Source organism: Umezawaea endophytica, assembly GCF_025061645.1.
In the GTDB taxonomy this organism is placed as follows: Bacteria; Actinomycetota; Actinomycetes; order Mycobacteriales; family Pseudonocardiaceae; genus Umezawaea; species Umezawaea endophytica.
On record NZ_JANYMP010000002.1, the window covers coordinates 556442 to 580046 of the forward strand.

Annotated in this window: 22 protein-coding genes; 13 read left to right on the plus strand and 9 right to left on the minus strand. The window is 71.2% G+C overall.

Going from position 1 to position 23605, the window contains the following annotated elements:
- Nucleotides 1-42 precede the first annotated feature (42 nt).
- A complete protein-coding gene (locus NZH93_RS06100) occupies nucleotides 43-1215 on the plus strand; it encodes an FAD-dependent monooxygenase (protein ID WP_259621915.1) in 1173 nt (390 codons plus the stop codon).
- On the opposite strand, the gene NZH93_RS06105 is transcribed toward NZH93_RS06100, so the two are convergent.
- Nucleotides 1151-1729: a phosphatase PAP2 family protein gene (locus tag NZH93_RS06105; protein ID WP_259621916.1), complete on the minus strand. Its 579-nt coding sequence runs from the start codon at nucleotides 1727-1729 to the stop codon at nucleotides 1151-1153. The two genes, NZH93_RS06100 and NZH93_RS06105, sit on opposite strands and share 65 nt — an antisense overlap.
- A gap of 319 nt (nucleotides 1730-2048) precedes the next feature.
- Here NZH93_RS06105 and NZH93_RS06110 point away from each other — a divergent pair, with 319 nt between their 5' ends.
- Together NZH93_RS06110 and NZH93_RS06115 are read left to right on the plus strand one after the other, a co-directional pair.
- Nucleotides 2049-3200: a nitric oxide synthase oxygenase gene (locus NZH93_RS06110; RefSeq protein ID WP_259621917.1), complete on the plus strand. Its 1152-nt coding sequence runs from the start codon at nucleotides 2049-2051 to the stop codon at nucleotides 3198-3200.
- A 132-nt stretch (nucleotides 3201-3332) separates the two neighbouring features.
- A complete protein-coding gene (locus NZH93_RS06115) occupies nucleotides 3333-4235 on the plus strand; it encodes an NAD-dependent epimerase/dehydratase family protein (RefSeq protein ID WP_259621918.1) in 903 nt (300 codons plus the stop codon).
- Between the two features lie 3 nt (nucleotides 4236-4238).
- Here NZH93_RS06115 and NZH93_RS06120 read toward each other — a convergent pair whose 3' ends face one another.
- Nucleotides 4239-4916, minus strand: a complete 678-nt coding sequence (locus NZH93_RS06120; protein WP_259621919.1) for a hypothetical protein — start codon at nucleotides 4914-4916, stop codon at nucleotides 4239-4241.
- Nucleotides 4917-5066: 150 nt separating this feature from the next.
- Between NZH93_RS06120 and NZH93_RS06125 the strand changes: the two genes are divergently transcribed.
- From NZH93_RS06125 to NZH93_RS06135, 3 genes are read left to right on the plus strand one after another with little or no spacing between them, the layout of a single operon-like run.
- Nucleotides 5067-6176: an NAD(P) transhydrogenase subunit alpha gene (locus NZH93_RS06125; RefSeq protein WP_259621920.1), complete on the plus strand. Its 1110-nt coding sequence runs from the start codon at nucleotides 5067-5069 to the stop codon at nucleotides 6174-6176.
- Nucleotides 6173-6448, plus strand: coding sequence for an NAD(P) transhydrogenase subunit alpha part 2 (locus NZH93_RS06130; RefSeq protein WP_259621921.1), 276 nt, complete (start codon nucleotides 6173-6175; stop codon nucleotides 6446-6448). The genes NZH93_RS06125 and NZH93_RS06130 overlap by 4 nt, the downstream gene beginning before the upstream one ends.
- Nucleotides 6445-7797 carry an NAD(P)(+) transhydrogenase (Re/Si-specific) subunit beta gene (locus NZH93_RS06135; RefSeq protein ID WP_259621922.1) on the plus strand — a complete coding sequence of 451 codons (1353 nt, stop codon included), beginning with the start codon at nucleotides 6445-6447 and terminating at the stop codon, nucleotides 7795-7797. The genes NZH93_RS06130 and NZH93_RS06135 overlap by 4 nt, the downstream gene beginning before the upstream one ends.
- On the opposite strand, the gene NZH93_RS06140 is transcribed toward NZH93_RS06135, so the two are convergent.
- The 3 genes from NZH93_RS06140 to NZH93_RS06150 are packed head-to-tail and all read right to left on the minus strand — an operon-like array spanning nucleotide 7794 to nucleotide 12144.
- Nucleotides 7794-9890, minus strand: a complete 2097-nt coding sequence (locus NZH93_RS06140) for a putative bifunctional diguanylate cyclase/phosphodiesterase (protein ID WP_259621923.1) — start codon at nucleotides 9888-9890, stop codon at nucleotides 7794-7796. The genes NZH93_RS06135 and NZH93_RS06140 overlap by 4 nt on opposite strands.
- A 37-nt stretch (nucleotides 9891-9927) precedes the next feature.
- Complete coding sequence (locus NZH93_RS06145) at nucleotides 9928-10728, minus strand: SAM-dependent methyltransferase (RefSeq protein WP_259621924.1); 801 nt, start codon at nucleotides 10726-10728, stop codon at nucleotides 9928-9930.
- Nucleotides 10729-10764: 36 nt separating this feature from the next.
- On the minus strand, nucleotides 10765-12144 hold the full coding sequence (locus tag NZH93_RS06150; protein ID WP_259621925.1) for an MFS transporter: 1380 nt from the start codon (nucleotides 12142-12144) through the stop codon (nucleotides 10765-10767).
- Nucleotides 12145-12197: 53 nt separating this feature from the next.
- On the opposite strand from NZH93_RS06150, the gene NZH93_RS06155 reads away from it, so the two are divergent.
- The gene (locus NZH93_RS06155; RefSeq protein ID WP_259621926.1) at nucleotides 12198-12629 is read left to right on the plus strand and encodes a MarR family winged helix-turn-helix transcriptional regulator; all 432 of its coding nucleotides are present in this window, start codon (nucleotides 12198-12200) and stop codon (nucleotides 12627-12629) included.
- Between the two features lie 8 nt (nucleotides 12630-12637).
- Here the strand turns inward: NZH93_RS06155 and tnpB are convergent, their stop codons facing one another.
- Nucleotides 12638-14071 (minus strand): IS607 family element RNA-guided endonuclease TnpB, encoded by a 1434-nt coding sequence (gene tnpB / locus NZH93_RS06160; RefSeq protein WP_259621927.1) that lies wholly within the window; start codon nucleotides 14069-14071, stop codon nucleotides 12638-12640.
- A gap of 149 nt (nucleotides 14072-14220) precedes the next feature.
- Here tnpB and NZH93_RS06165 point away from each other — a divergent pair, with 149 nt between their 5' ends.
- The 3 genes from NZH93_RS06165 to NZH93_RS06175 are packed head-to-tail and all read left to right on the plus strand — an operon-like array spanning nucleotide 14221 to nucleotide 15356.
- Nucleotides 14221-14646: an SgcJ/EcaC family oxidoreductase gene (locus tag NZH93_RS06165; RefSeq protein WP_259621928.1), complete on the plus strand. Its 426-nt coding sequence runs from the start codon at nucleotides 14221-14223 to the stop codon at nucleotides 14644-14646.
- Between the two features lie 18 nt (nucleotides 14647-14664).
- Nucleotides 14665-15018, plus strand: a complete 354-nt coding sequence (locus NZH93_RS06170; protein WP_259621929.1) for a fluoride efflux transporter FluC — start codon at nucleotides 14665-14667, stop codon at nucleotides 15016-15018.
- Nucleotides 15015-15356: a fluoride efflux transporter FluC gene (locus tag NZH93_RS06175; RefSeq protein ID WP_259621930.1), complete on the plus strand. Its 342-nt coding sequence runs from the start codon at nucleotides 15015-15017 to the stop codon at nucleotides 15354-15356. Before NZH93_RS06170 ends, NZH93_RS06175 begins: the two co-directional genes overlap by 4 nt.
- 512 nt (nucleotides 15357-15868) lie before the next feature.
- Here the strand turns inward: NZH93_RS06175 and NZH93_RS06180 are convergent.
- On the minus strand, nucleotides 15869-18154 hold the full coding sequence (locus tag NZH93_RS06180) for a HelD family protein (RefSeq protein ID WP_259621931.1): 2286 nt from the start codon (nucleotides 18152-18154) through the stop codon (nucleotides 15869-15871).
- Between the two features lie 111 nt (nucleotides 18155-18265).
- Nucleotides 18266-18391, minus strand: coding sequence for a hypothetical protein (locus NZH93_RS06185; RefSeq protein ID WP_259621932.1), 126 nt, complete (start codon nucleotides 18389-18391; stop codon nucleotides 18266-18268).
- Nucleotides 18392-18470: 79 nt separating this feature from the next.
- Here NZH93_RS06185 and NZH93_RS06190 point away from each other — a divergent pair, with 79 nt between their 5' ends.
- Entirely contained in the window at nucleotides 18471-19364 is an 894-nt protein-coding gene (locus NZH93_RS06190) for an NAD(P)-dependent oxidoreductase (protein ID WP_259621933.1), read from the plus strand.
- Here the strand turns inward: NZH93_RS06190 and NZH93_RS06195 are convergent.
- Nucleotides 19328-20188, minus strand: coding sequence for an SGNH/GDSL hydrolase family protein (locus NZH93_RS06195; RefSeq protein WP_259621934.1), 861 nt, complete (start codon nucleotides 20186-20188; stop codon nucleotides 19328-19330). The two genes, NZH93_RS06190 and NZH93_RS06195, sit on opposite strands and share 37 nt — an antisense overlap.
- Before the next feature lie 121 nt (nucleotides 20189-20309).
- On the opposite strand from NZH93_RS06195, the gene NZH93_RS06200 reads away from it, so the two are divergent.
- Together NZH93_RS06200 and NZH93_RS06205 are read left to right on the plus strand one after the other, a co-directional pair.
- The gene (locus NZH93_RS06200; protein WP_259621935.1) at nucleotides 20310-21431 is read left to right on the plus strand and encodes a PucR family transcriptional regulator; all 1122 of its coding nucleotides are present in this window, start codon (nucleotides 20310-20312) and stop codon (nucleotides 21429-21431) included.
- 1249 nt (nucleotides 21432-22680) lie between these two features.
- On the plus strand, nucleotides 22681-23298 hold the full coding sequence (locus NZH93_RS06205) for a hypothetical protein (protein WP_259621936.1): 618 nt from the start codon (nucleotides 22681-22683) through the stop codon (nucleotides 23296-23298).
- The last annotated feature ends 307 nt before the right edge of the window (nucleotides 23299-23605 follow it).

Genomic DNA, 23605 nt, shown 5'->3' on the forward strand with positions numbered 1-23605 from the left:
GTAGTATCGCGGCTCTACACCTGTAGAAAACGAGGGGGCGGCATGCGGGGAACGGCGGTGGTGGTCGGCGGGGGACTGGGCGGCCTGACGGCGGCGGTCGCGCTGCGGCGGGTCGGCTGGCGGGTGACCGTGCTCGAACGCGCGCCCGAGTTCGGCGAGGTCGGGGCGGGCATCGGCGTGATGCCCAACGCCCTGCGCGCGCTCGACGCGCTCGGCCTCGGCGACGCCGTGCGCCGGGAGGGCACCCCGCGCCTGCCCGGCGGCGTCCTCGACCACCGGGGTCGGGCGCTCGGGCACCTGGACGAGGACGGTCTCGACCGCCTGGGCAGGCTGGTCGCGATCCACCGCGCCGACCTGCACCGGGTCCTGCGCTCCGCGCTGCCCGCCGACAGCCTCGTCACCTCGGCCGACGTCGTGGAGGTGGAACCCGCCGTGCGCTACCTCGTGGACGGCGAGCCCGTGGAGCTGGAGGCGGACCTGGTGGTCGCGGCGGACGGCATCGCCAGCCGGGTCCGCTCGACGCTCTGGCCGGACGCGCCCGAACCGGTCTACGCGGGGACGACGGCGTGGCGCGCGGTCGTCGACCACGACGGCCCGCTGGAGATCGGCCAGACCCTGGGGCCGGGCACGGAGTTCGGCGTCCTGCCGCTCGCCGCGGGCCGGGTCTACTGGTACGCCGCGACCCTGTCGCCCGCGGGCCTGCGCGCCGACGACGAACTCGCCGAGGTGAAGAGGCTCGTCGACGGCTGGCACGACCCGATCCCGGCGCTGCTGGCCGCCACCGACCCGGAGTCCGTGCTGCGCCACGACGTCCACGAGCTGGCGAGCCCGCTGCCCACGTACGTGCGCGGCCGGGTGGCCCTGCTGGGCGATTCGGCGCACGCCATGACGCCGTTCCTCGGGCAGGGCGCGTGCCAGGCGATCGAGGACGGCGTGGTGCTGGCGGCCGCGTGCGCGGACGGCGCGACCGTGGCGGAGGCGCTGGCCCGGTACGACCGCGAGCGCAGGCCCCGCACGCAGGCCGTGGCCAGGGCGTCGCGGCTCATGGGCCGTGCCGGGCACGGCCTGCGCAACCCGGTGGCCGTCGCGGCGCGCAACGCGCTGCTGCGGGCGGTCCCGGCGAAGGTCGCGGTGTCCGGGATGGCGCGGTTCAGCGCCTGGCGGCCACCGGTGCTCGTGGCACGGCCGCCTTCTCCTTCGGCCCCACCAGCCTGACCGCGAGCAGCGCGAGGGTCACGCCGACGACCGAGCCGACCAGGAACCCGGCGACCACGTCGTGCGGGTAGTGCACGCCGACGAAGACCCTGGAGAACGCCATCAGCATCGCCAGCGGGATGACCAGCGGCGCGAGGCGCGTCCAGAGCACCGCCAGCACGACGGCGCAGGAGGCCGCGATCGTGGCGTGGTTGCTGGGGAAGGACCAGTCGCCGACGCTCGGGCACTCGGCGATGGGGACGGCGCCCGCCACGGCCCGGCACGGGCGGTCCTCCTGGATCAGCGACTTGGTCACCTCGCTGACCAGGTAGGCGCCGATGACGGCCAGCGGCGCGACCAGCGCGAGGCGGTGGGTGGGCGTTCCCCTCGTGCGCCAGCCGTTCCACGCGAAGAGGGCCGCGAAGACCAGCAGACCCGCGTCGGTGCCTACGTCAGCGAACGAGTGCACCCATTCGGGGGTGCTCTGCGCGAAGCGCGTGATGAGCAGGTAGAGCTCGGCACTGGTGTTGATCATTGTCCGCCGAGTATGCCGGTAGGTGAACGACGGATGAACGCGGGGGGCATCGCTTGACAAGGTGAATTCGTCACCGTATCGACTGAACAATCTATGTGATCTTGCCCACGGGTAACCGGAAGGCTTCCGAGGCGTAACGATTGCAACACCACTCGTAATCGCAGGTCTGGTCACCCGGTTGACGGATCAAGCACTTACGGTGTCCACCTCGGGTGCCTCGTCGGCGTAACTCGGTGACCGGCACGGCGGTGCACCGACCACGAAAGTGCAATTACGGTGTCCCGCCATGGCCCCCGTCCCCACGTGTCCGGAAGACGTGATGCCGCTGCCTCCGTCACTCGTCGAGAACGCCGCCGCCCCGCAGGCGGCCGAGATCGACATCGCGGAAGCAGAGGCGTTCGTCCGGCTGCACCACGAGGAAAACCATGACCTAGGACCGGTGGAAGACCGACTCGCCGAAGTGCACGCGGAGATCGCGGCGACCGGCACCTACCGGCACACCACAACGGAGTTGACCTTCGGCGCCAGGGTTGCCTGGCGCAACAGCGCCCGCTGCATCGGCAGGCTCTACTGGCGCAGCCTCAAGGTGCGCGACCTCCGCGATCTCCGCGACCCCAAGGAGGTGGCGGACGAGTGCGTCGAGCACCTCCGGATCGCCACCAACGCGGGGAAGATCCGCCCGGTGATGTCCGTGTTCGCCCCCGACGAGCCCGGTCAGCCCGGTCCCCGCATCCGCAACGAGCAGCTCATCCGGTACGCCGCCTACCGCGGACCGGACGGCGGTGTTTTAGGCGACCGCCGGAACTTGGAACTCACCGACCTCGCGATCACCCGCGGCTGGCAGCCGCCCCGGACCCGAGGTCCCTTCGACGTCCTGCCGGTGCTCGTGGAGAGCACGGACGCCGAGACGGGCATGGTCGACCTCCCGCCGGACGCCGTGCTCGAGGTCCCGCTGAGCCACCCCGAGCTGCCGTGGCTGGCCAAGCTCGGCCTGCGGTGGCACGCCGTTCCCGTCATCAGCAACATGCGGATGCGGATCGGTGGTGTCGACTACCCGTCGGCGCCGTTCAACGGGTGGTACATGGGCACCGAGATCGGCGCCCGCAACCTCGCCGACAACGACCGCTACGACCTGCTGCCCTACCTCGGCAAGAGGATGGGGCTCGACACCTCGTCTGAGCAGACGCTCTGGCGCGACCGGGCGCTGGTCGAGCTGAACCGGGCGGTCCTGCACTCGTTCGCCGAAGCAGGCGTGACGATCACGGACCACCACACCGAGTCGCAGCGCTTCCTGACGCACGTCCAGAAGGAGGAGGCGGCGGGCCGCAAGTGCCCGGCCGACTGGTCCTGGATCGTCCCGCCCATGTCCGGGTCGCTGACCCCGGTGTTCCACCGGTACTACGACACGGAGGAGATGGTGCCCAACTTCTTCCCCGTGGGCACCACCGGGGTCTGCCCGGTCATCCACTAGCGGGCACGCGGCGCGTGGAGGCTCCACGACTGGACGCGGCACCTCCACGCGCCGCGACGCCGTCCCCCTGCCGGGGCGGACCACCCCTCGGGATCGCGTTCGCGGCGATCCGACTGCCGCTAGCGTGGCGGTATGAAGGTCTTCCTCACCGGGGCCACCGGGTACGTCGGCGGCTCGATCGCGACCGCGCTGCTCGCCGCCGGGCACCGGGTCGTCGGCTTGGCCCGGTCCACCGACGCGGGTCCGGCCCTGCGCGAGCTCGGCGTCGAGCCGGTGTTCGGCACGCTCGACGACGCCGACCTGCTCGCCGAGCAGGCCCGTGCCGCCGACGTCGTCGTGAACGCGGCCAGTTCCGACCACGCCGCGTCGGTGGCCGTGTTCCTGGACGCGTTGGCGGGCAGCGGGAAGGCGTACGTGCAGACCAGCGGCGCGGGTGTTGTCGCGGACCAGGCCAGGGGAGCCGCGGCGGCCGGTCCGGTGCTGTCCGACGACGACGAGTTCACGCCCGAGCCGGAGAAGGCCGCGCGCGCCGCGCTCGACCGCTCGATCCTCGCCGCGGCCGGGCGCGGGATCCGCACGGTCGTGGTGTGCCCCACGCTCATCTACGGTCACGGCCTCGGCCTGCGCCGCGACAGCTACCAGGTGCCGCAGCTCGTCGAGCTGGCCCGCCGCGACGGCGTGCCCGGCCACGTCGGCGAGGGCCTCAACGTGTGGTCGGCCGTCCACGTCGCGGACCTGGCCGACCTGTACGTCCTGGTGGTGGAAAAGGGCGAGGCGGGCACGTTCCTGTTCGCGGAGGACGGCGAGGCGTCGTTCGCGGACCTCGCCGCGGCCATCGGTCGGGCCCTCGGCCAGGAGGCGCCGCCGCGCCCGCTGGAGTTCGCCGCCGCCGCCGAGCTGTGGGGCGAGGGCGCGGCGACGTTCACCATGTCGTCCAACGTCCGCGTGCGGGCCGACCGGGCCCGCGCGCTGGGGTGGTCGCCGTCGCGGGTCCCGGTGCTGGACTGGATCGCCGCCGAGGTGCGCCGGGCGTGACAGCTAGGCCGTGATGATCGCGGCCCCCAGCTCGGGGGCCAGTTCGCCCAGCAGGCCGAGAGCGGCGGCGCGGGAGGGGGCGACCACCGTGGTGGCGCTGAGGAAGCTCTGGTGGGTCAGCAGGAGGTGGCAGAAGCCCACGCCGCCCTCCGCCTCGGCGCAGTAGGACAGCTCGCCGTCGACGCCCGCCACCGGCGGCACGGTCACGTCGTAGTGCATCGTCAGCGCCCTGCCGTCGGGCTGCTGGTAACCGGGGCACGTCGCCAGCGCGCGCACCTGCTCCAGCGCCTCCCCGGCGGTCATCAGCTCGAAGTGCGACACCTGCGTGGTGAGCGCGACGCCCGCGCGGGTGTACTTCGCCAGCGCCCAGCCGTAGACGCGGTCGTTGACCTCCGTCTCGCCGCCGCAGGTGCTGACGACGTGGCTGGGCTTCCTGCTGATGGTGAACGGTTCCGCGGTGGTGTAGCCCAGTTCGCCGAGCCGGGCCTCGGTGATCATGCCCCGGCGGAGCCCGGCGTCGGCCTCCTCCGGCGGCATCTGCTCCACCGTGGGCGGTGCGGCGGAGGTCGTGGTGGTCGGCGCGGCGGACGACGCGCTCGGCGGTGCGGCGGTGGTGCCGCCCGAGCAGCCCGCGAGGACCGTGATCAGGGCGGCGGTGAACAGGCAGCGCGGAACGCGCATGGAAATCCCCCCAGGACTTGGAGGCGCGAAAATAACAGCCTCCCCACCTCACGGGTCCGCCGGGACGACTAACCCGTACGGGCGTACGGCGATCACGGTTAAAGGTGATCTGTGGCCTAGATCACCTTCAGGTGTCTAGTGTGACCAGGTGTGAGAGTCGGCATTCCCGCGGAGACGCGGCCCGCCGAGCGCCGGGTGGCGTGCGTTCCGGACACGGTGCGCACCCTGCTCGGCGCGGGTCTTGCCGTGGACGTCCAATCTGGTGCGGGCACGCACGCGCACGCCGCCGACGCGGCGTACCGGGCGGCGGGCGCGCAGGTCGTCGGGCACGATCCGGTCGGCGAAGTGGAAGTCGTCCTGTCCGTCCAACCACTGGAGATCGCCCAGGCGCGGAAGCTGCGCCAAGGCGACGTGACGATCAGCCTCCTGTCGCCGTCGAACGAGCTCGACCTGGTGCGGGTGCTGGCCGACCGCGGCGTGACCTCGTTCAGCCTCGACCTGCTGCCGCGCGTGACGCGGGCGCAGGGCGCGGACGCCCTGTCGTCGCAGGCGCTCGTGGCGGGGTACCGGGCGGTGCTCGTGGCCGCCGAACGGCTGCCGCGGTTCCTGCCCATGTTCACCACGGCGGCGGGCACGGTGCCGCCCGCGAAGGTGCTCGTGCTCGGCGCGGGCGTGGCCGGGTTGCAGGCCATCGCGACCGCCCGCAGGCTCGGGGCCGTCGTGGAGGCGTACGACGTGCGCGCGGCGGCGGCCGAGGAGGTGCGCAGCCTCGGCGCGCGGTTCGTGGAGCTGCCGCTGGAGGCGCAGTCCGGCGTGTACGCGGCCGAGCAGTCGGAGACCTTCCTGGAACGCCAGCGGGAGCTGATCGCGGAGCGGGTCGCCGCCTCCGACGTGGTGATCACGACCGCCGCCGTCCCCGGCCGGGCGGCCCCGGTGCTCGTCACCACCGACATGCTCAAGGCGATGGCGCCCGGTTCGGTGGTCGTCGACCTCGCGGCCGAGTCGGGCGGCAACTGCGCGGGCTCCGTGCCGGGTGAGGAGGTCTGGGTCGGCGAGGTGCTCGTGCACGGCGCGCGCAACATGCCGAGCGGGATGCCGGTGCACGCCAGCAAGCTCTACGCGCGCAACGTCGCCAACCTGCTGATGATGATGGCGAAGGACGGCGTCGTGGAGCCGGACCTGACCGACGAGGTGCTCTCCGGGTGCTGCCTGACGCACGCGGGCGAGGTGCGGCACGAGCCGACCAGGGGGCTGCTGTGATCGACCTGCTGACGATCTTCGTGCTCGCCGCGTTCGTGGGGTTCGAGGTGGTCTCGAAGGTCTCCACGATCCTGCACACGCCGCTGATGTCGGGCGCCAACGCCATCCACGGCGTGATCCTCGTCGGCGCCATCCTCATCACCGGTGCCGCCGAGAGCGGCGTCCAGGTGGTGCTCGGCCTGCTCGCGGTGTTCCTCGCGACCGTCAACGTCGTCGGCGGCTTCGTGGTCACCGACCGGATGCTGGAGATGTTCAAGGGGCACAAGCGATGAGCGTCCAGTTGGCCTACCTCGTCGCCGCGCTGTGCTTCCTGCTGGCGCTCAAGGGGTTGAGCACGCCCCGCTTCGCCCGCGCGGGCAACCTCCTCGGCGCGGCGGGCATGGCGCTCGCCGTCGTCACGGCGTTCCTGCACGGCGCCGTCCACAACGGACTGTGGATCCTGCTGGCGATCGTGCTGGGCACGGTCGTCGGCGTCCCCGCGGCGCGCTCGGTGAAGATGACCGCCATCCCGCAGATGGTGGCGCTGTTCAACGGGGTCGGCGGCGCGGCGGCGGCACTGGTGGCGCTGGCCGAGTTCCACGACGGCGGCGAGCTGCTGTTCCGCGTCGCCACCGTGCTGACGGTCCTGATCGGCGCGGTCAGCTTCTCCGGCAGCCTGGTCACGTTCGCCAAGCTCCAGGAGATCATGACGACCCGCCCGGTCGTGCTGCCCGCGGGACGGGTGCTGAGCATCGGGATCGTCGTCGTGAGCCTGGGGCTCGCGGTGGCCGTGCTCGCCACGTCGTCCACCGCCCTGCTGGTCGCGTTGACGGTCGCGGGCCTGCTGCTCGGCATCGCCTTCGTGCTGCCGGTCGGCGGCGCGGACGTGCCGATCGCGATCTCGCTGCTCAACGCGTTCACCGGCCTCGCGGTCGCCGCGTCCGGCTACGTCCTGGCGAACACCCTGCTGATCGTCGCGGGCACGCTCGTCGGCGCGTCCGGCACGCTGCTGACCCGGATGATGGCGCAGGCCATGGGCAGGCCGCTGGCGAACATCCTCTTCGGGGCGTTCACCGCGACCGTCGCGCAGGCGCACAGCGAGGAGCAGCGCACGGTCCGCTCCGGCACCGTCGAGGACGTCGCGATCCTGCTGGGGTACGCGCACTCCATCGTCATCGTGCCCGGCTACGGCCTCGCCGTGGCGCAGGCCCAGCACGCCGCCCGCGAACTGGTGTCGCTGCTCGAAGGCCGCGGCATCACCGTCAGCTACGGCATCCACCCGGTCGCGGGCCGGATGCCCGGCCACATGAACGTCCTGCTCGCCGAGGCCGACGTGCCCTACGAGCAGCTCAAGGAACTGGACGACGTCAACCCCGGCATGACGAGCATGGACGTCGCGCTCGTCGTCGGCGCCAACGACGTCGTCAACCCCGGCGCGCGCGACGAGCCCGCCAGCCCCATCTACGGCATGCCGATCTTCGACGTCGACCGCGCGCGGGCCGTGGTGTTCATGAAGCGCTCCATGCGGCCGGGGTTCGCGGGCATCGACAACGAACTGCTCTACAACACGAAGACCACGATGCTGTTCGGCGACGCGAAGGACTCGCTGACCAAGCTCCTGGCGGCGGTGAAGCAGCTCTAGTTCCGGTGGAACAGGCCGGTGACCTCGTCGGCGGTCAGGGGAGGGGCGAAGAACTCGCCCTGGGCGGCGTCGGCGCCGATCGCCGCCCACCAGGCGGCCTCGTCCTCGCTCGCCACCCCGGTGGCCACCACGGTCACGCCCGCCCGGTGCACGACCGAGACGAGGGCGGCCATCGCGTTGTGCAGCAGGGAGTCCCGGTCCGGTTCGGCGGCCAGCCTCCGCACGTCCGCGCCCGCGATGGTCACGGAGGTGATGGGCAGCTCGGTCAGCAGCGCGAGTTCGTCCTGGCCGCCGTGGAAGGCGGTGAGGCCGGTGCTGATGCCGGAATCGGCCAGCACCTGCACGTTGTCGTCGCCACCGCCGGTGAGCACCGCGCGGGTGTTCAACGAGATCCGCAGTTCGGACACGGGCAGCCCGGTCTCGTCCAGGGTGCGCTTGACCGCGCCCACGAGGTCCTCGTCGCGGGACTGCATCGGGCCCAGCGACACGTGCAGCGGCACGGTGGCCAGTTCCGCGTCCTCCCGCCACCGGGCCACCAGCTCGCCCGCGTGGCGCAGCATCCACTGGCCGACGGGTAACGACAGTCCGGTCTCCTCCGCCAGTTCGAGGCACTGGCGGTGACCCCACGTGCCCCAGCGGAGCTGCGCGGCGACGCCGACGACGGTGCGGTCGGCGAGCGCGACGACGGGCTGGAAGTCGACCTCGATCTCACCGTTCTCCAGCGCGCCGGGCATCGACGCGGCGACGTCCGCCCACGTGCGGTGCCGCGAGTCCTCGTGCGGGTCGTAGGGCAGCCACTGCCGCTTGCCCTTGGCCTTCGCCCGGTGCAGCGTCATGTTCGCCGCCCGCAGCAGCTCGCCGACGGTCCAGTCGCGCGACGGGCGGTCCAGCACGCCGATGCTGGCGGTCAGCGCGACGCCGCGGTCGTCGACGAACGTCGGCTCGGCCAGCTCGTCGTTGATCATGTCGATCATCGTGGTGACACCGGGTGTCGTCGCCGAGTTGTCCACCACGATGGCGAACTCGTCGCCGCCGATGCGCGCCACGACGGTGTTCTCGCCCGCGACGACGGCCGTCAGCCGCTGCGCCGTCTGCTTGAGCAGCCGGTCGCCGGTCGCGTGGCCCAGGCCGTTGTTGATCAGCGAGAACGAGTCGAGGTCCAGGTGGTACAGCGTGATCCCGCGCTCCGAGCGGCTGTGCACGGCCTCGAGCTGGGTGATGAAGTGCTGCCGGTTCGACAGGCCGGTGAGGGAGTCGTGCAGCAGCAGGAAGTCCAGGTTCTTCTGCATCAGGTGCAGTTCGCTGACGTCCTCGACCATCGTCACGTGGTACGCGGGCTCGCCGTCGGCGTCGCGCAGCAGCGACACGGCCAGGTAGACCCACGCAGGCTCGCCGTCGGAGCGGATCAGCCGGTGCTGCTCGCGGAACCGGTCGACCACGCCCTCGCGCACCCCGCGGTACGACTCGGTCAGCACGTGGGTGTCGTCCGGGTGGAAGCGCGCCAGCAGCGACTCGCCGACCAGGTCGCCGTCACCGCCCAGGATCGCCGCCATGGCGTCGTTCGCCTCGATGACGGTGCCGTCCAGCCCGGTGATCGCGATGCCCAGCGCGGAGGAGCCGAACACCTCGTGGAACCGGGCCTCGCTCAGCTTGAGCGTGCGCTCGACGCCCTGCTTCGCCTGCAGGAGCGCCCACTTGATCTCCTCCTGCTGGTCGAACGCGTCGAGCCGCATCGCGGTCGCGAACCGCGCGGCGAGCGCGCCGAGGATCGCGACGACCTTCTCCGCCAGCCGGTCGACGCCCGCCAGCTCCGGGGTGAACAGCAGCGCGTGACCGAGGACCTCCACCGTGCGCTGCAACGTCTCCAGGCCGGTGAAGTGGGCGGACACCATCCGGTCGCCGACGGCCCCGACCGGCTCGGCGGAGAACGGCTCGGCCTGGATGGCGTCGGCGATGACGTCCACCAGGTCGAGCAGGTACAGCTCGATCTCGGTGGACGACATCGGCACGTACGTCGTGGAGTAGACGGCCTTCATCCACTCGCGGGCGAGTTCCTGCCGACGAGTCCTGGGCGGCGGCTCCTGCGGTGTCATGCTCCTTTTCCTCGTGCTCGGCGGATCCGCGACGACGTCACCCCTTGTGGCCGACGCCCGCGAAGAGACCGGCGCTCGCCGGGTCGTCGTCGGCGGCCCTCTCCGGCCGCCACCTCGGCACCGGCACGACGCCGGGGTCGACCACGTCGAAGCCGAGGAAGAAGCCGTGGACCTCCGCGTGGGAGCGCGGGAACACGGGGTTGGCGCTCCTCTTCATCACCTCGACGATCCCGGCCATCTCGACGGGCTGCAAGTCCGCGGTGGCGTGGGACAGCGCGAGGTGGCTCCCGCTCGCGACGGCGTCCCGGTAGACGCCGAGCGCGCCCGCCGCGTCGGCGGTGGACGACACGAAGTGCAGGACGCTCACCGCGAGCAGCCCCACCGGTTCGGCGAGGTCGAGCAGACCGGTGCGCGACGCCGCGTCGAGCACCGCGGTGGGCTCGGTCAGGTCCTCCTGCACGATCGCGGCGAGCGGGTCGGCGGCGAGGATCCGCCTGCTGTGCGCGACGGCGATGTCCTCGAAGTCGACGTACACCACCCGCGTCTCCGGGGCCGCGCGGCGGGCGACCTCGTGCACGTTGCCGACGGTCGGGATGCCCGACCCGAGGTCGAGGAACTGCTGGACGCCCTGGTCGATCATGTACAGCACGGCGCGGCGGAGGAACGAGCGGTTGTGCCTGGCGATGGCCCGCGCGTTCGGCTCGACCACCAGCAGTTCCTCGGCGAGGGCGCGGTCGGCGGCGAAGTTGTGGCCGCCGCCGAGCAGGTAGTCGTAGAGGCGGGCCGCGCTGGGAAGACCGGTGTCGGAACCCGCCGGTACCCAGTTCGCCAGTTCCACCGCGCGCCTTCCCAGCTCCGGCCAAGACCGTAGGAGCTACCGAGTGTAGGTCTCGCTACCGGTTCGGAGTACCGGTGTGGACAACGCGCACGCGATTGCCGCGACCGACAGCGCGGCGAACGTGGTCCGGAGGGCCTCGGTGCCCCCGGTGTGCAGCAGGAACGTGCTGATCGCGATCCCGAGCGCGGTGCCGAGACCGCGGGTCGTGTTGACCAGCCCGCCACCCAGCCCGGCCCGGCCCGTCGGGAGCGCCGCCATGACCGCCGCGTTGTTGGCGGGCGTGAACACGCCGAGCCCGAACCCCAGCAGCGCCAGCGCGGGCACGAGCGCGGCGGGCGCGACGGCGGGCACGAGCGCCGCCACCGCGGCCAGCCACGCGCCCACGCGGGCGGAGGTCCACGAGCGGGGGAGCAGCCGCTGGCCGAGCGTCGCCGCGAGCGCGAACCCGACGGGCAGCGCGGTGAGCGCCAGCCCGGTCGACAGCGGCGACCCGGTGGCCGCGAACGGCACCGCGACCAGCGGCCCGAACAGCACCAGGTAGCCGCAGAGGGCGCCGAGCAGGCCGCGGCTGATCGGCGCGGCCCGCAGCAGCGAGAGGTCCAGCAGCGGCGCGTCCACCCGCCGTTCCCACCACCACAGCAGCACCCCGGCGACCACGGCGGCGGCGAGCAGCGGCAGCACCGGCACGGCGAGCCCCGACGCCCCCGACAGCGCCAGCAGCGCGGCCGTCGTGGTCGCGGCGAGCAGCAGCGTGCCGAGCACGTCGAACCGGGAGCGCTCGGCGCGGTCGACCGTGCGCGGCAGCAGGTAGTGGCCCGCCACCATCGCGACCACGCCGATCGGCACGTTGATCGCGAACACCGACTGCCAGCCGAGCGTCGTCACGAGCACACCGCCGACCGTCGGCCCCAGCGCCAGCCCGAGCGCCTGCGCCGCCGCCTGCACGCCCAGCGCGGTCCGCATCCGCTCGCGCGGCACGCTCGTGACGACCAGCGCCACGCTGTTCGCCTGGAGCATCGCGGCCCCGAGGCCCTGCACGACCCGGAAGACGATCAGCGTCGTCAGGTCCGGCGCGAGCGCGCACGCGACCGAGGCGGCGGTGAAGACGGCGAACCCGTAGACGTAGACGAGCTTGCGGCCGAGCACGTCGGCCAGCCCGCCGACGGCGGCCAGCAGCGCCACCAGCGCCAGCAGGTAGGACAGCGACACCCACTCGACGGCGGCGGGCGGCGCGTCGAAGCGCGCGGCCAGCGCGGGGAGGGCGAGCGTGACGATGCTCGCGTCGAACTGGCCCATGAACGCGCCGAAGCAGACCGTCGCGATCACCAGCCACGGCGCACCAGCCCAGCTCGCGACCCGCCGCGGACGGGGGGACTCCGCGACGAACCACCGCCACCCGCGCGTCGCATGATCCATCTGCTACCGAGTATATCGGAGTCAGAGGTATCGTGGTCAGTAATCTCCTCCCCATGTCAGACGAGGCCCGGACGCTCACCGACGTGGTGACCCGGTTGCGCAGGGCGCTGCGGACGAGCATCAGGTCGGACTGGCCGTGGGAATCACTGCCCATGGCCCAGATCGAACTGCTCCAGACGCTGGCCGAACGGCCGCCCATGCGGGTGGGCGACCTGGCCGCCGAACTCCGCCTCGCCCCCAACACGGTCAGCGGCCTCGTCGGCCAACTCATCGAGTCCGGCCTCGTGTCCCGCGCGGGCGACCCGACCGACCGCCGCGTCGCCCGGCTGTCCGTGACCGCGCAGGGGCACGACCAGTTGGCGGTGTGGCAGAGCGCGCACGAGAAGCGCATCGGCGACGCGCTGGACAAGCTGGACGAGGTCGAACGCGCCGACGTGGTGCGCGCGCTGGCCGCGCTGGACCACCTGGTGGACCACCTGCGCTGAAACCACCGTCACCTGAACCGGGTGTGGGTACCCGTGCTCGAGGCGGCCGTCTCCTTGCGGTGGCGGCGTTGCCCCGGATGAGGTCCGGGGCTTCCCGTGGCGATACCCGCTGCCCGCGCGGTGCGGGTCTGACGTGGGTTTCCAGCGGGCTCGTTTCGCGTCGCCCCGCAACTCGGGGAGGACGTGCCGTCCGCGAACCCGACCACGAGGTGGGCGAGGTTGCGGGCGGCGTTGAGGTCGCGGTCGAGCACCAGCGGGCACTCGTCGCAGTGGAACGTCCGTTCGGCCAAGCGCAGTTTGGTCCTCACCGCGCCACAGGCCGAGCAGGTCTTGGAGGAGGGGTACCAGCGGTCCGCGACGTGCAGCGTGCCGCCGGTCCAGGCGGTCTTGTAGTCGAGTTGGCGGCAGAACTCGCCCATGCCGACCCCGGCGACGTGCCGGGCCAGCCGCCGGTTCTTGAGCATTCCGGCGACGTTGAGGTCCTCGACCACGACCGTGCCGTGCGTCCTCACGAGGTGGGTGGTGAGTTTGTGAAGACTGTCGCGACGTGCGTTCGCCACGGCGTTGTGCAGTTTCGCGATACGCGCCCTGGTCCGGTGCCACCGCTGTGACGGTTGCCTGCGGGTCCGCCGGTCGGGGTCGGAGCGGCGAGCGGCTTGACGTTGTAGGCGACGAAGCCGTGGCACGGCCAGATCGAAGTGGCGGGGGTTGGTGATGATTTCGCCGGTCGAGAGCACCGCGAGCGACTTGACGCCTAGGTCGACCCCGACCGCTGAAGCGGGTCGAGCCGGTGCCGGATCGGTGCGGTGGATTTCCACCGACAGCGAGCAGAACCAGCGCCCACCGTGGTGGGTGATGGTGGCCGAGCGGATGCGGGCGGTGCCGCGTTCGACGTGCCGGGCCAGTTTCCGGGTCGACTCGTGGGTGCGCACCACACCGATGCGAGGCAGTTTGACGTGCCGCCGGTCGCTGTCGGCCAGGCCGAAGCTGCCGGTGGTGAACCGGCACGACATGCTGCGCCGCTTGTCCTTGAAGCGGGGAAACCTGATCTTGGGGCCACGCCGGGCACCGTGCTTGGAAGCGTTCCAGTTGGTCAGCGCCGTCGCGAGGTTCGCCAAGCCGGACGAGTACGCCTCCTTGGAGTTCTCACCCCACCACGGCGCGACGTCGTCCTTGCTGTGGTTCCACAGTTTCCGCAGGCTGTACGCCGACCAGTTCAGCGGCGGGGTCAACCCGGTGTCAGGGATGCCGTAGGTGGTCTCTGCTTGGCGTTGGTCCATCACCGCCTTGGCCAGCGCGAGCCCCCAGTTGTAGGCGTACCTCTGCGCGCCGCAGTGCGACCGCAGGAGGTCGTCCTGCTCGGGGGTCGGTGCGAGGGCGAAGCGGTATGCCTGGATCACTCCGGTCACCAGGGGGTTCTCGGGGATGTCCTGCGACCTCACGCGGCCAGTAGAACACATGTTCGAGTGCGGCCGTCAAACCACCCCTACCCATTTCCTGGGGTGCTCCGGCGCGGAACAGGGGATGTCCTGCGGGCTTTCCGAGTCGACAGTGGACGGAGTCACTTCCTCAGGTCTCGGGGAGAACCGCCATGAGCGAACTGCTGGACACCACCCGCACCATCACCTACTGGCCTGCCGTGGGGGAGATCGCCGCGCTGTACGGGGAGTGGAACGCCGCGCTCGCCAGCGGGGACCCGCACCTGGTCGCCGACCGGTACACGCCGGACGCCGTGCTGCTGCCCACGTTGTCGAACGAGGTCCGGACGGACCGCGCGGGCATCGTGGACTACTTCGCGCAGTTCCAGCAGCTACGGCCGCTGGGCGTCGTGCTGAAGTCGTACGTGCGCGTGCTGCGTTCGACGGAGGCCATCGACTCCGGCGTGTGCCGATTCACCCTGAAGAAGAACGGCGGCACCGCGCACGTCGACGCCCGCTACACGTTCGTCTACGAGAAGATCGACGGGAAGTGGATGATCGTGACCCACCACTCCTCGGAGCTGCCCGAGAAGGGGTGACCGTTCGGGAGGACCACGGTGCCCAGACTCCTCGGAGCCGTCGCGTGCGGCGGTGTCCTCGGCGCGCTGGCGCGCTACGGGCTCGGCGTGGTCCTCCCGCACGGTCCGTGGACGATCCTGGTCGTCAACGTGTCGGGCTGCTTCCTCATCGGGGTGCTGGCCGCCGCGACCGAGGCGCCGGTGCCGCGCGCCTTCCTCGGTACCGGGTTCCTCGGCGGGTACACCACGTTCTCCACGTACGTGGTCGACCTCCAGCGGTTCCTCGCCGACGGGCGGCCCGCGGTCGCCCTGCTCTACCTCTTCGGCACGCTGCTGCCCGCGCTGGCCGCCGTGTTCGCGGGCACCGCGCTGACCCGTCGGGTGCGGCGATGACCGCGCTGCTGGTCGCGCTGGGCGCCGCTGTCGGCGCGCCGCTGCGCTACCTGGCGGGCCGTGCCTTCCCCGGCCCGCGCGGGACCCTGCTCGTCAACGTCGTGGGCTCGCTGCTGCTCGGGTTCCTGGTCGGGCTGCCCGCGGACGGCGCCGTGCTGGCCGGGCTGGGCACGGGGTTCTGCGGTGCGCTCACGACCTACTCGACGTTCAGCCTCGACACGCTGGAGCTGGTGGAGAAGGGCGCCCGCGGCAAGGCTTTGCTGAACGTGGGCGTCTCGCTCGCCCTCGGTCTGACCGCGGCCCAAGCGGGCTTGCTCCTGGCGGCCCTGGCCGGTTAGACCGACCGGTCCAACCTCGTCGCGCGAACATCACGAATCGAACCGAACGGCGTTCCGCACCGAATCCCCGACGGCGTCCGCTCGTTGGTCGGACAAGCCCGCTCAGGGGGGCGCACTTGGTGACGGATGGGGCCACCACCCTCTGCGGTGGCTCCGTCGGTCCGACCCGGTCAATGCATTGGTCCACTTGGCTCAATGATAGTTACGACATTTCTTCGGTAACGTCCGGGGTGGCGAGGAAGATTAGATTGTCAGACGAAAGGCGTTTGATTATGACTCTGACGGTGTAATAGCTGTACGCACCGTGTTCGACCGTGAAGTCCCAGCTCCCTGCCCTGGAGCGGGGCTTGGCGGGCGGAAGGTGATAACGGTGTCATTCGCTGACAACGTTATTGTTTCCGGTCGACGCAACCGGATTCCAGTATTGCTGATCTCATCAGTTCCTATAATGCCCCCACGTCGGGCTGTCGAGGCCACCACCCCTCTGCGGTGGCCTCGACAGCCCATTTTCGTCACGCGGGCACTGGCGCGTCCTTCAACCGGCTCAGCACCTCGGGCAGGTCGTCCGCGTGCACGACACCCAGCCGCTGCGTGGCCCGCGTCAACCCGACGTACAGGTCGCTCGCGCCGCGCGGCGACTCGGCCAGGATCCCGGCGGGGTCGACCACCACCACGGCGTCGAACTCCAGGCCCTTGGCGTCGACCACGCTGAGCACCACGACGCGCGAGTCCAGCGCCGACGACTGGTTGCCGACGGCCGAGCCCGGCACCCCGGCGGTGACGGCGTCACCCAGCTCGGTCAGCCTGGCCAGCGGCACGATGACGGCCAGCTTGCCCTCGCCGATCTCGGCGGACTCGCGCGCGACCAGCGCGGGCAACTCGGCCGCCAAGTCGTCGACCCGCGCGTGCCACGGCTCGACACCGCTGTCGCGCACGGACGTCGGCGGCACGAGGGCCGGGTCGACGCTCGCGAGCACGTCGGCGGCGACGGCCATGATCTCCGACGGCGTGCGGTAGTTCACGGTCAGCTCGGTGAGCTTCCAGCGGTCCATCACGTACGGCGACAGGACCTGGCCCCACGACGTGGCGCCCGCGATGTCGCCGGTCTGGGCGATGTCGCCCACGACCGTCATGGACTTGCTGGGGCAGCGGCGCATCAGCGTGCGCCACGCCATCGCCGACAGCTCCTGCGCCTCGTCGACGATGATGTGCCCGAACGTCCACGTCCGGTCGGCCGCCGCGCGCTCGGCGGCGGTCTCGTAGGTCTCGCCGCCGTGCCGCTCGGCGAGCCGGTAGGCGTCCATCAGGTCGTGCGCCATCAGGATCTCGGGATCGGCGTCGTCCTCGAGGTCGAGGATGTCCAGCACGCCCTGCGCGTAGTCGATCGCCTGCCTGCGCTGGCGTTCCGCCTTCGCCTTGGCGTCCGCGTCGTCCTCGCCCAGCAGCTCCGCCGCCTCGTCCAGCAGCGGCACGTCGGCTGGCGTCCACTCGGCGTCCGCGGGGCGCAGCAGCAGCGCCCGCTCCTCCTTGGGCATCCGCGGCGCGGCGGCGGAGAGCCGCTTGGCCGAGGAGTACAGGTCGGACAGCAGCCGCTGCGGGGTGAGCGTCGGCCACAACTGGGCCAGCGCGCGCTGCACGTTCTCGTCCTCGCGCAGCTCGCGGCGGATCTCGTCGATGTCGTCGGCGTCGAGCAGGTGCCTGCCCAGCTTGTTCACGGCCTGGTTCGCCATCGTGGAGATCATCTCGCGGACGAACGTGCGCCTGGCCTCGTTGTGCGGCCTGCGGGTGCGCCGGGCCCGGCCGCGGGCCTCGGTGATCGCGCGCCGGTCGATGCGCAGGGTGTCCTGCTCGAACGGGATCTCGATCATGCCCGGCGCCTCCTGCCGGTCCTTGATCGCGTGCGCGATGACGTCCGCCATCTGGAGGCGGCCCTTGATCGCCGCCACCTCGACGGGTTCGCGGCCCACGGCGTTGAGGCCGGGGTACAGCTCGCCGACGGTCGACAGCAGCACGCCGGTCTCACCGAGCGACGGCAGCACCTGGCCGATGTAGCGCAGGAACGTCGCGTTCGGGCCGACCACGAGCACGCCGCGCTTCGCGAGCTGCCTGCGGTGCGTGTACAGCAGGTACGCCGCGCGGTGCAGCGCGACGGCCGTCTTGCCGGTGCCCGGACCGCCCTGCACGACGACGACGCCGTTCAGCTCGGTGCGGATGATCCGGTCCTGCTCGGCCTGGATGGTCGCGACGATGTCGCTCATCTGCCCGGTGCGGTTCGCGTTGACCGCGGCGAGCAGCGTCGCCTCACCGGTCAGGCCCTCGTTGCGGCTCGGCTCGGTCGAGTTGATGTCCAGGACCTCGTCGTCGTACGCCACGACGGTGCGCTGCTTGGTGCGCATGTGCCTGCGCCTGCGCACGCCGTCGGGCGACGCCGCCGTCGCCAGGTAGAACGGGCGGGCCGCGGGGGCGCGCCAGTCCATCAGCAGCGGCTCGTACTCCTTGTCCTCGTCGAACAACCCGATGCGGCCGATGTAGAACCGCTCGCCTTCGTGGAAGTCCAGCCTGCCGAAGCAGAGACCGTTCTCCACCGCGCTGTACTGGGCGAGTTGGTCCGAGTACATCGCGACGGAGGTGTCCCGCTCCGAGCGCATCTGGTGCGTGCCACCGGTTTGCCGAAGCGCACCCGCCAATCGCTTCGAACTCTGCTCGCGGAGGTCGTCCAGCCTGCCGTACAGCATCGACACGTACTCCTGCTCCGAGGAGATTTCCCGGAGCCGGAGGTCATCGGAGGGGCTTGACAACGTGCCTCATTTCTCGATACCGTCTTTTGTCGTCAGGTTTTTTGGCCTGACAGTTCTGCTTGCCCCCAGGAGCGCGCGCAGAACATCTAATCTACACCCCGGAACGTCATTTCAGCGCCGCGACTCGTGCTGCGCGCAGGCCCTCGGCAACAACCCAGCCAACTGGTCCCGCTCCACCGCTGTCAACCCTTCGAACAGCGGGTGACCGGAGTGCCGCCTCGGCCGCTCGACGCTCATGGTCACCCATCATAGGAACCACCCGTCATGGGACGACGCAGCCGTTGCCGACCCGGCGCGACGAGGCCAGGATGCCTGGATGCGCCAAGATCCGATCGCCGTGCTGGGCATGGGGGCCATGGGCCTGCCGATGGCCAGGAACCTGGCCCGCGCGGGCTTCCCGGTCACCGTCTGGAACCGCACACCCGGTCGTGACGGCGAGGCCAGGAGCGCCGGGGCGGTCGCCGTCGCGACCCCGGCCGAGGCCGCGCTGCCGATCGTGCTCACGGTCCTGCCGGACCTGCCGGACGTTGTCGAGGTCCTCGCGGGCGAGAACGGGCTCCTCGCGGGCTGGAAGCGCGCGGGCGTCGAACGGCCGCTGCTCGTCGTGATGGGCACCGTGTCGCCGACGGCGATCCGCGAGCTCGGTGCCCGGCTCCCGGACGTCCGGCTGGTCGACGCCCCGGTCAGCGGCGGTGACGTGGGAGCGGACGCGGCGACGTTGAGCATCATGGTCGGCGGCCACGCCGACGACGTGCTGCGCTTGCGGCCGCACTTCGCCGCGCTCGGCACGACCGTCCGCCACCTCGGGCCGCTCGGCGCGGGCCAGCTCGCCAAGGCGTGCAACCAGATCGTCGTCGCGGCCACGCTCACGGCCGTGTCCGAGGCGCTCGCGCTCGCCGTCAAGGGCGGGCTCGACCCGGCGGTCGTCGTGGAGGTCCTCCAGGGTGGGCTCGCGGGCAGCCGGGTGCTGGACGTGAAGAAGGAGAAGTGGCTCTCGCACGACTTCGCCCCCGGCGGTCGCGCGGTGAACCAGTTGAAGGACCTGGTGTTCGCGGTCGAGGCGGGCCGCGAGGTCGGCGTGCCGCTACCGGTGACGGCGACCGTCGAGCAGCTCTACTCGGCGATGTGCGCACTCGGGTTCGGCGACGACGACCACAGCGGCGTCTACCAGGTCTACGAGACGCTGTCGGACAAGGCGTCCGCGAGGTAGCCGCCGATGCCCGCCATGCCGCGCTGGTTCGGGTGCAGGGGAGCGGCGGCCGTCGTCGGCACCAGGCCCTCGAACCAGCGCTCGGCGATCGGCGCGCACACGTCGTGCCCGACGCTCGGCGGCGCGATGTCCACGAACGTCGCCCCGTGCTCCTCGGCCGCCGCGGCGAACACGCCGTTCAGCCGGGCGATGCTCGCCTGGAGGTAGTCGGAGTCGCGGCCCCACAGCGGCTGCGCCGGGTAGCACCCGCCGGGCCGGATGTACGTGCCGTAGCCGACGACCACGATCTTGGCGTGCGGCGACCGCGCGTGGATCCCGTCCAGCACCGCCGCGAACTCCGGCCCGAACGCGTCGATCTTCACCGCGAGCTGGTCGACGCCACCCGCCGTCAGCCTCCTCTGGCACGAGAAGCCGACCGGTTCCGGCAGCAGGTTGACGCAGCCGAGCGCCGCGCCGACCAGGCCGATGTCGTTGCCGCCGATGGTCAGCGACACCAGGTCCGTGGTCGGGGTGAGCGCGTCGAACTGCGGCGGCACCGCGCCGAGGAACGTCGTCTGGCTGCCCTCGAAGTCGTCCGCGACGGCCGCCGAGCACGTGACGTCGCGGAACGTCGCCACGCCGAGCCTGCCCGCCAGGACGCTCGGCCAGTTCCGCGACGACCGCAGGCAGCCGAGGTTCAGCACGTCCTGGTCCGGGATCAGCGGCCCGGCCGCCGCCGAGTCGCCCAGGGCGACGTACTCGGTGAAGGCGGGCGCGGCGGACGCCGTCCCGGTCACCGCCGTGATCGACAACGCCGCCAACAGCACTGGTAGCAGCCTGCGCATGATTATCTCCCGAGTGTCACCAACTGGCCTGGATGACATGATGTGGGCTGCCGGCGCGTCTTGCCGCTGGGAGTTCACGCAAAACCCGATCGAGGTACTTGTGACGGATCACAAGCTCACCGTGAACGGTCGTCCGCTGCACGAACAACTCGTGCGCGGCCGGTCCATCGCCCGCGACCTGGTCGCCCGGTTCGTCGCGGAGATCCCGCTCTACCAGGCGCTGCCGCGCGAGGAGTTGGACGGCGACATCACCCGCATCACCGCCACCAACCTGCGGATCGTCGAGCGGGTGCTGCGCACCGGCGTCCCGCCCACCGAGGCCGACCTGGGCGACCTCGCGGTCTCCGCCGCCCGCCGCGCCGCCGAGGGCGTACCGCTGGGGGCCGTGCTCACCGCGTACAGCATCGGCATCCGCGCCATGTGGCACGCGCTGCTCGACGACGCTTCCCCGTCCGACCTGGCCGACGTGCTGAGCGCCACCGACCTCGTGCTCCGGTTCCAGCAGACCGCCGTCTCGGTCGTCGCGACCGCGTACGCCGAGGAACACCAAACGATCTCCGGCCACGAACGCGACACCCGTCACGCCCTGGTCAGAGCCCTGCTGGCGGGCGAACCGGTCGCCGACCGCGTGCTGGATCGGTACGCGCTGGTCGTCCTGTCCCTCGGACGGCACCCCGACGAGGGGATCTCCGCGCGCCGCGCGTTGAGGCGCGTGCAGGACGAACTGCGCACCACCCTGCACCTGCTGGACGCCCACGGCGGCGTCCTCCTACTCCCACCCGACCAGCCCGTCACCGCCCTGGTCGACCGCCTCGGCACCGTGGCCCACGCCACCGCCGCCTACGTCCTGGCCGACACCCCCGACCTGCCCGCCGCCCACCGGCAGGCACGCGACGTGCTCGACATCGTCGTGCGCCTCGGACGGCCGCCGGGCGCTTATCGGCTGGAGGACGTGCTGCTGGAGTACCAACTCGGCCAGGTGACACCGGCCACGGCCGCGTTGGCGGCCCTGCTGGACCCGCTGTCGGACAACCCGGATCTGTTGCCGACGTTGGAGTTGTACTTGGCGGAGGACCTGAACCGGCGCCGTACTGCGGCGCGGCTGCATCTGCATCCGAACACGGTGGATTATCGGTTGCGGAGGGTTGTGGCTTTGACGGGGCTGGACCCGGCTCGGCCTGTGGATCTTCAGCGCATTGGGGCGGCTTTGGCGGCTCGGAGGGTGTTGGGCGGGAAGGGGTGATGGGGATGGGGGTGGGGGTGTGCGGCTGGGTGTGCGGTCCGGTCGTGTTGGTGGGGTGAGAGCTGTTCGGCGTGGTTGACGGACTTCCCGGTTACAGGCTTTCGGGTTGCTGGCTCTCGGTTTTCGGGCTCTAGGCTCGCGGCTTCCGGATCATGGGTCTCCGGCCCACGGGGTTTCAAGCCACGCCGCTTTCGGCTCACGGACGCTGGCCACCCGCTCATGACCTGACTCGACGGCCCGCTCATCGACTTCCCAACCTCCGCTCCGACGCATGAACGGACCGTTCACACACCCTTGAGAGTCGTGCTGGCCAGTGAACGGGCCGGTCACTCGATGCCGAGCGGCGGTGACGGCGCGTGAACGGACCGTTCAACGGGCACTGAGCGGTTTGGAAGCGCGAACGGGCCGTTCTTCCGGCGCCGAGCGGTCGGGGTGGTGTGTGAACGGGCCGTTCAATTGGTGTCGAGTGGCTGTGGTGGTGTGAGCGGGCCGTTCAACTGGTGTCGAGTGGTTGAGGTGGTGTGTGAAGACGCCGCCTCGCAGCCCCGATTCGGTGTCGTCGGTCCGTTCACCGGCTTCTTGATCTTGTCCAGCACCGATCGGCTGGCTGGCCCATCAGCCCGGCCGTCTACCCCGCCTGTCGTTCTCACCCAGCTATGGCTTGAACGGCCCGTTCACCCGTGTCTCGGTCCCGGTTCCGAATCGGCCCTTCCATCGGTCTCCCCCATGGCTCTCTCTGGCCATGGCCTGGACGGCCCGTTCACCCGCGACTTGGTCCCGCTTAGCGTCCGATCGAACTGTCCGGCCCTTAACTCCCGGCTTCCCGGCCTGGCCATCCACCTGTCGTTCCCACCCCAACTCATTGCCTGAACGGCCCGTTCACTCGCGACCTGGTCCCGCCAAGCGTTCGATCGGCTGGGCTGGCCTGTCCACCCCACCCGCCGTCCTCACCCCACCCGGCGCCTGAACGGCCCGTTCACTGTGCCCTCCGCCACCTCACCCGCCTCCTCGCCCCGCCAACCCCGGCCCCGCCACCCTCCTCGACCCCCGTCATTCCCCTCGACCACCCCGGCCATTCCCCTCCACCCCTCCACCCCTCCACCAGGGCACGGCCAGTGACCGGACTCCCCCTGAAGAGCGGTAACGGCTGGGCAGCGGGGTGAATGGGTATTGCGGGCTGGGGGTTCGCGGCACTCTGGGGTTGGTGAGGGATCAGCGTCGGGAGTTCGTGCGCCTGTGCCGGTGTGTGGTGGCTGGACCGCGGTGGCAGGTGGTGGTGGCCGTTGTGGTGTCGGCCTGGACTTTCGCCTGGATCCTCGGGCAGGTCGGTGGGGTGTCCGTGTCGCCGTTGGGGGTGCTGCGGGCGCCGGTGGACTGGGCTGGGATTCCCAGTGGGTGGGTGGACGCGGCTGGGGAGTGGGTGCGGGCGCGGCAAGGGGTGTTGGCCGGGTTCGCGTTCTTGGCCGGAGGGTTGTGGGCTGTGACGACCGAGCGCGGGCGGTTGGCTGCGCCTGGTGGGTGGTTGGCGGTGCTGGTGGCGGCGGAGGCGATCGGGTACGCGGCTGCGGTGCACCGGGCGCTGGTGACGTTGGCCGTCGTGATCGGCGTGTTCGCGCTGCTGTCGCTGCTGGGGCGGCGGGCGTTCGTGGTCGACCGGATCGCGTTGCTGCCGCGCGGGGTGCTGCACGCCGGGGCGACGGCGGTGACGTTGTCGGCCGTGGTGCCGTTGCTCGCGCCCGGCCTGCTCGTCGCGGGCCTGGTGCGGCCGTACGTGACGAGGCCGCCGCGGCCGGACCCGACCCGTGCGCGCGTCCCGCGGCAGCGGGTCGACAGCGGCAGACGCGCGGAGGCCGACTCCACCACCTGAGGACGCACACCCAGACGGCTTTTCGGGTGTCGTCACCGTCTCAAACTCACCCATTCGAGCGAGACGTTCGAGTTTCGTAACGCGTCGACCATAGCGATCGGGTTTCGCTCGCGCCTCCGAAAGGAGCCGATTGAGTGATCTCCGCTTTATAACCCGACCCCACTAAAGACACCTCAAACGAGCGATGTCCGATGAGGATACGGGTCGTTTCCCCTCAATTTGGATCACGCATGTGCAGGTGGCGACGGGTGCGGACGCTCCGACTAATGCGATAATGGCTCATGGTCGACCTGACGAGAGTTAATCT

Coding starts and splice junctions, on each gene's coding strand:
- NZH93_RS06185 (WP_259621932.1), bottom strand. CDS start 18,391: ATGAGCGTCGAGCGGCCGAGGCGGCACTCCGGTCACCCGCTGTTCGAA.
- NZH93_RS06150 (WP_259621925.1), bottom strand. CDS start 12,144: ATGGATCATGCGACGCGCGGGTGGCGGTGGTTCGTCGCGGAGTCCCCC.
- NZH93_RS06100 (WP_259621915.1), top strand. CDS start 43: ATGCGGGGAACGGCGGTGGTGGTCGGCGGGGGACTGGGCGGCCTGACG.
- NZH93_RS06140 (WP_259621923.1), bottom strand. CDS start 9,890: ATGACACCGCAGGAGCCGCCGCCCAGGACTCGTCGGCAGGAACTCGCC.
- NZH93_RS06135 (WP_259621922.1), top strand. CDS start 6,445: ATGAGCGTCCAGTTGGCCTACCTCGTCGCCGCGCTGTGCTTCCTGCTG.
- NZH93_RS06105 (WP_259621916.1), bottom strand. CDS start 1,729: ATGATCAACACCAGTGCCGAGCTCTACCTGCTCATCACGCGCTTCGCG.
- NZH93_RS06175 (WP_259621930.1), top strand. CDS start 15,015: ATGACCGCGCTGCTGGTCGCGCTGGGCGCCGCTGTCGGCGCGCCGCTG.
- NZH93_RS06195 (WP_259621934.1), bottom strand. CDS start 20,188: ATGCGCAGGCTGCTACCAGTGCTGTTGGCGGCGTTGTCGATCACGGCG.
- NZH93_RS06155 (WP_259621926.1), top strand. CDS start 12,198: ATGTCAGACGAGGCCCGGACGCTCACCGACGTGGTGACCCGGTTGCGC.
- NZH93_RS06115 (WP_259621918.1), top strand. CDS start 3,333: ATGAAGGTCTTCCTCACCGGGGCCACCGGGTACGTCGGCGGCTCGATC.
- NZH93_RS06110 (WP_259621917.1), top strand. CDS start 2,049: ATGCCGCTGCCTCCGTCACTCGTCGAGAACGCCGCCGCCCCGCAGGCG.
- NZH93_RS06120 (WP_259621919.1), bottom strand. CDS start 4,916: ATGCGCGTTCCGCGCTGCCTGTTCACCGCCGCCCTGATCACGGTCCTC.
- NZH93_RS06165 (WP_259621928.1), top strand. CDS start 14,221: ATGAGCGAACTGCTGGACACCACCCGCACCATCACCTACTGGCCTGCC.
- NZH93_RS06190 (WP_259621933.1), top strand. CDS start 18,471: ATGCGCCAAGATCCGATCGCCGTGCTGGGCATGGGGGCCATGGGCCTG.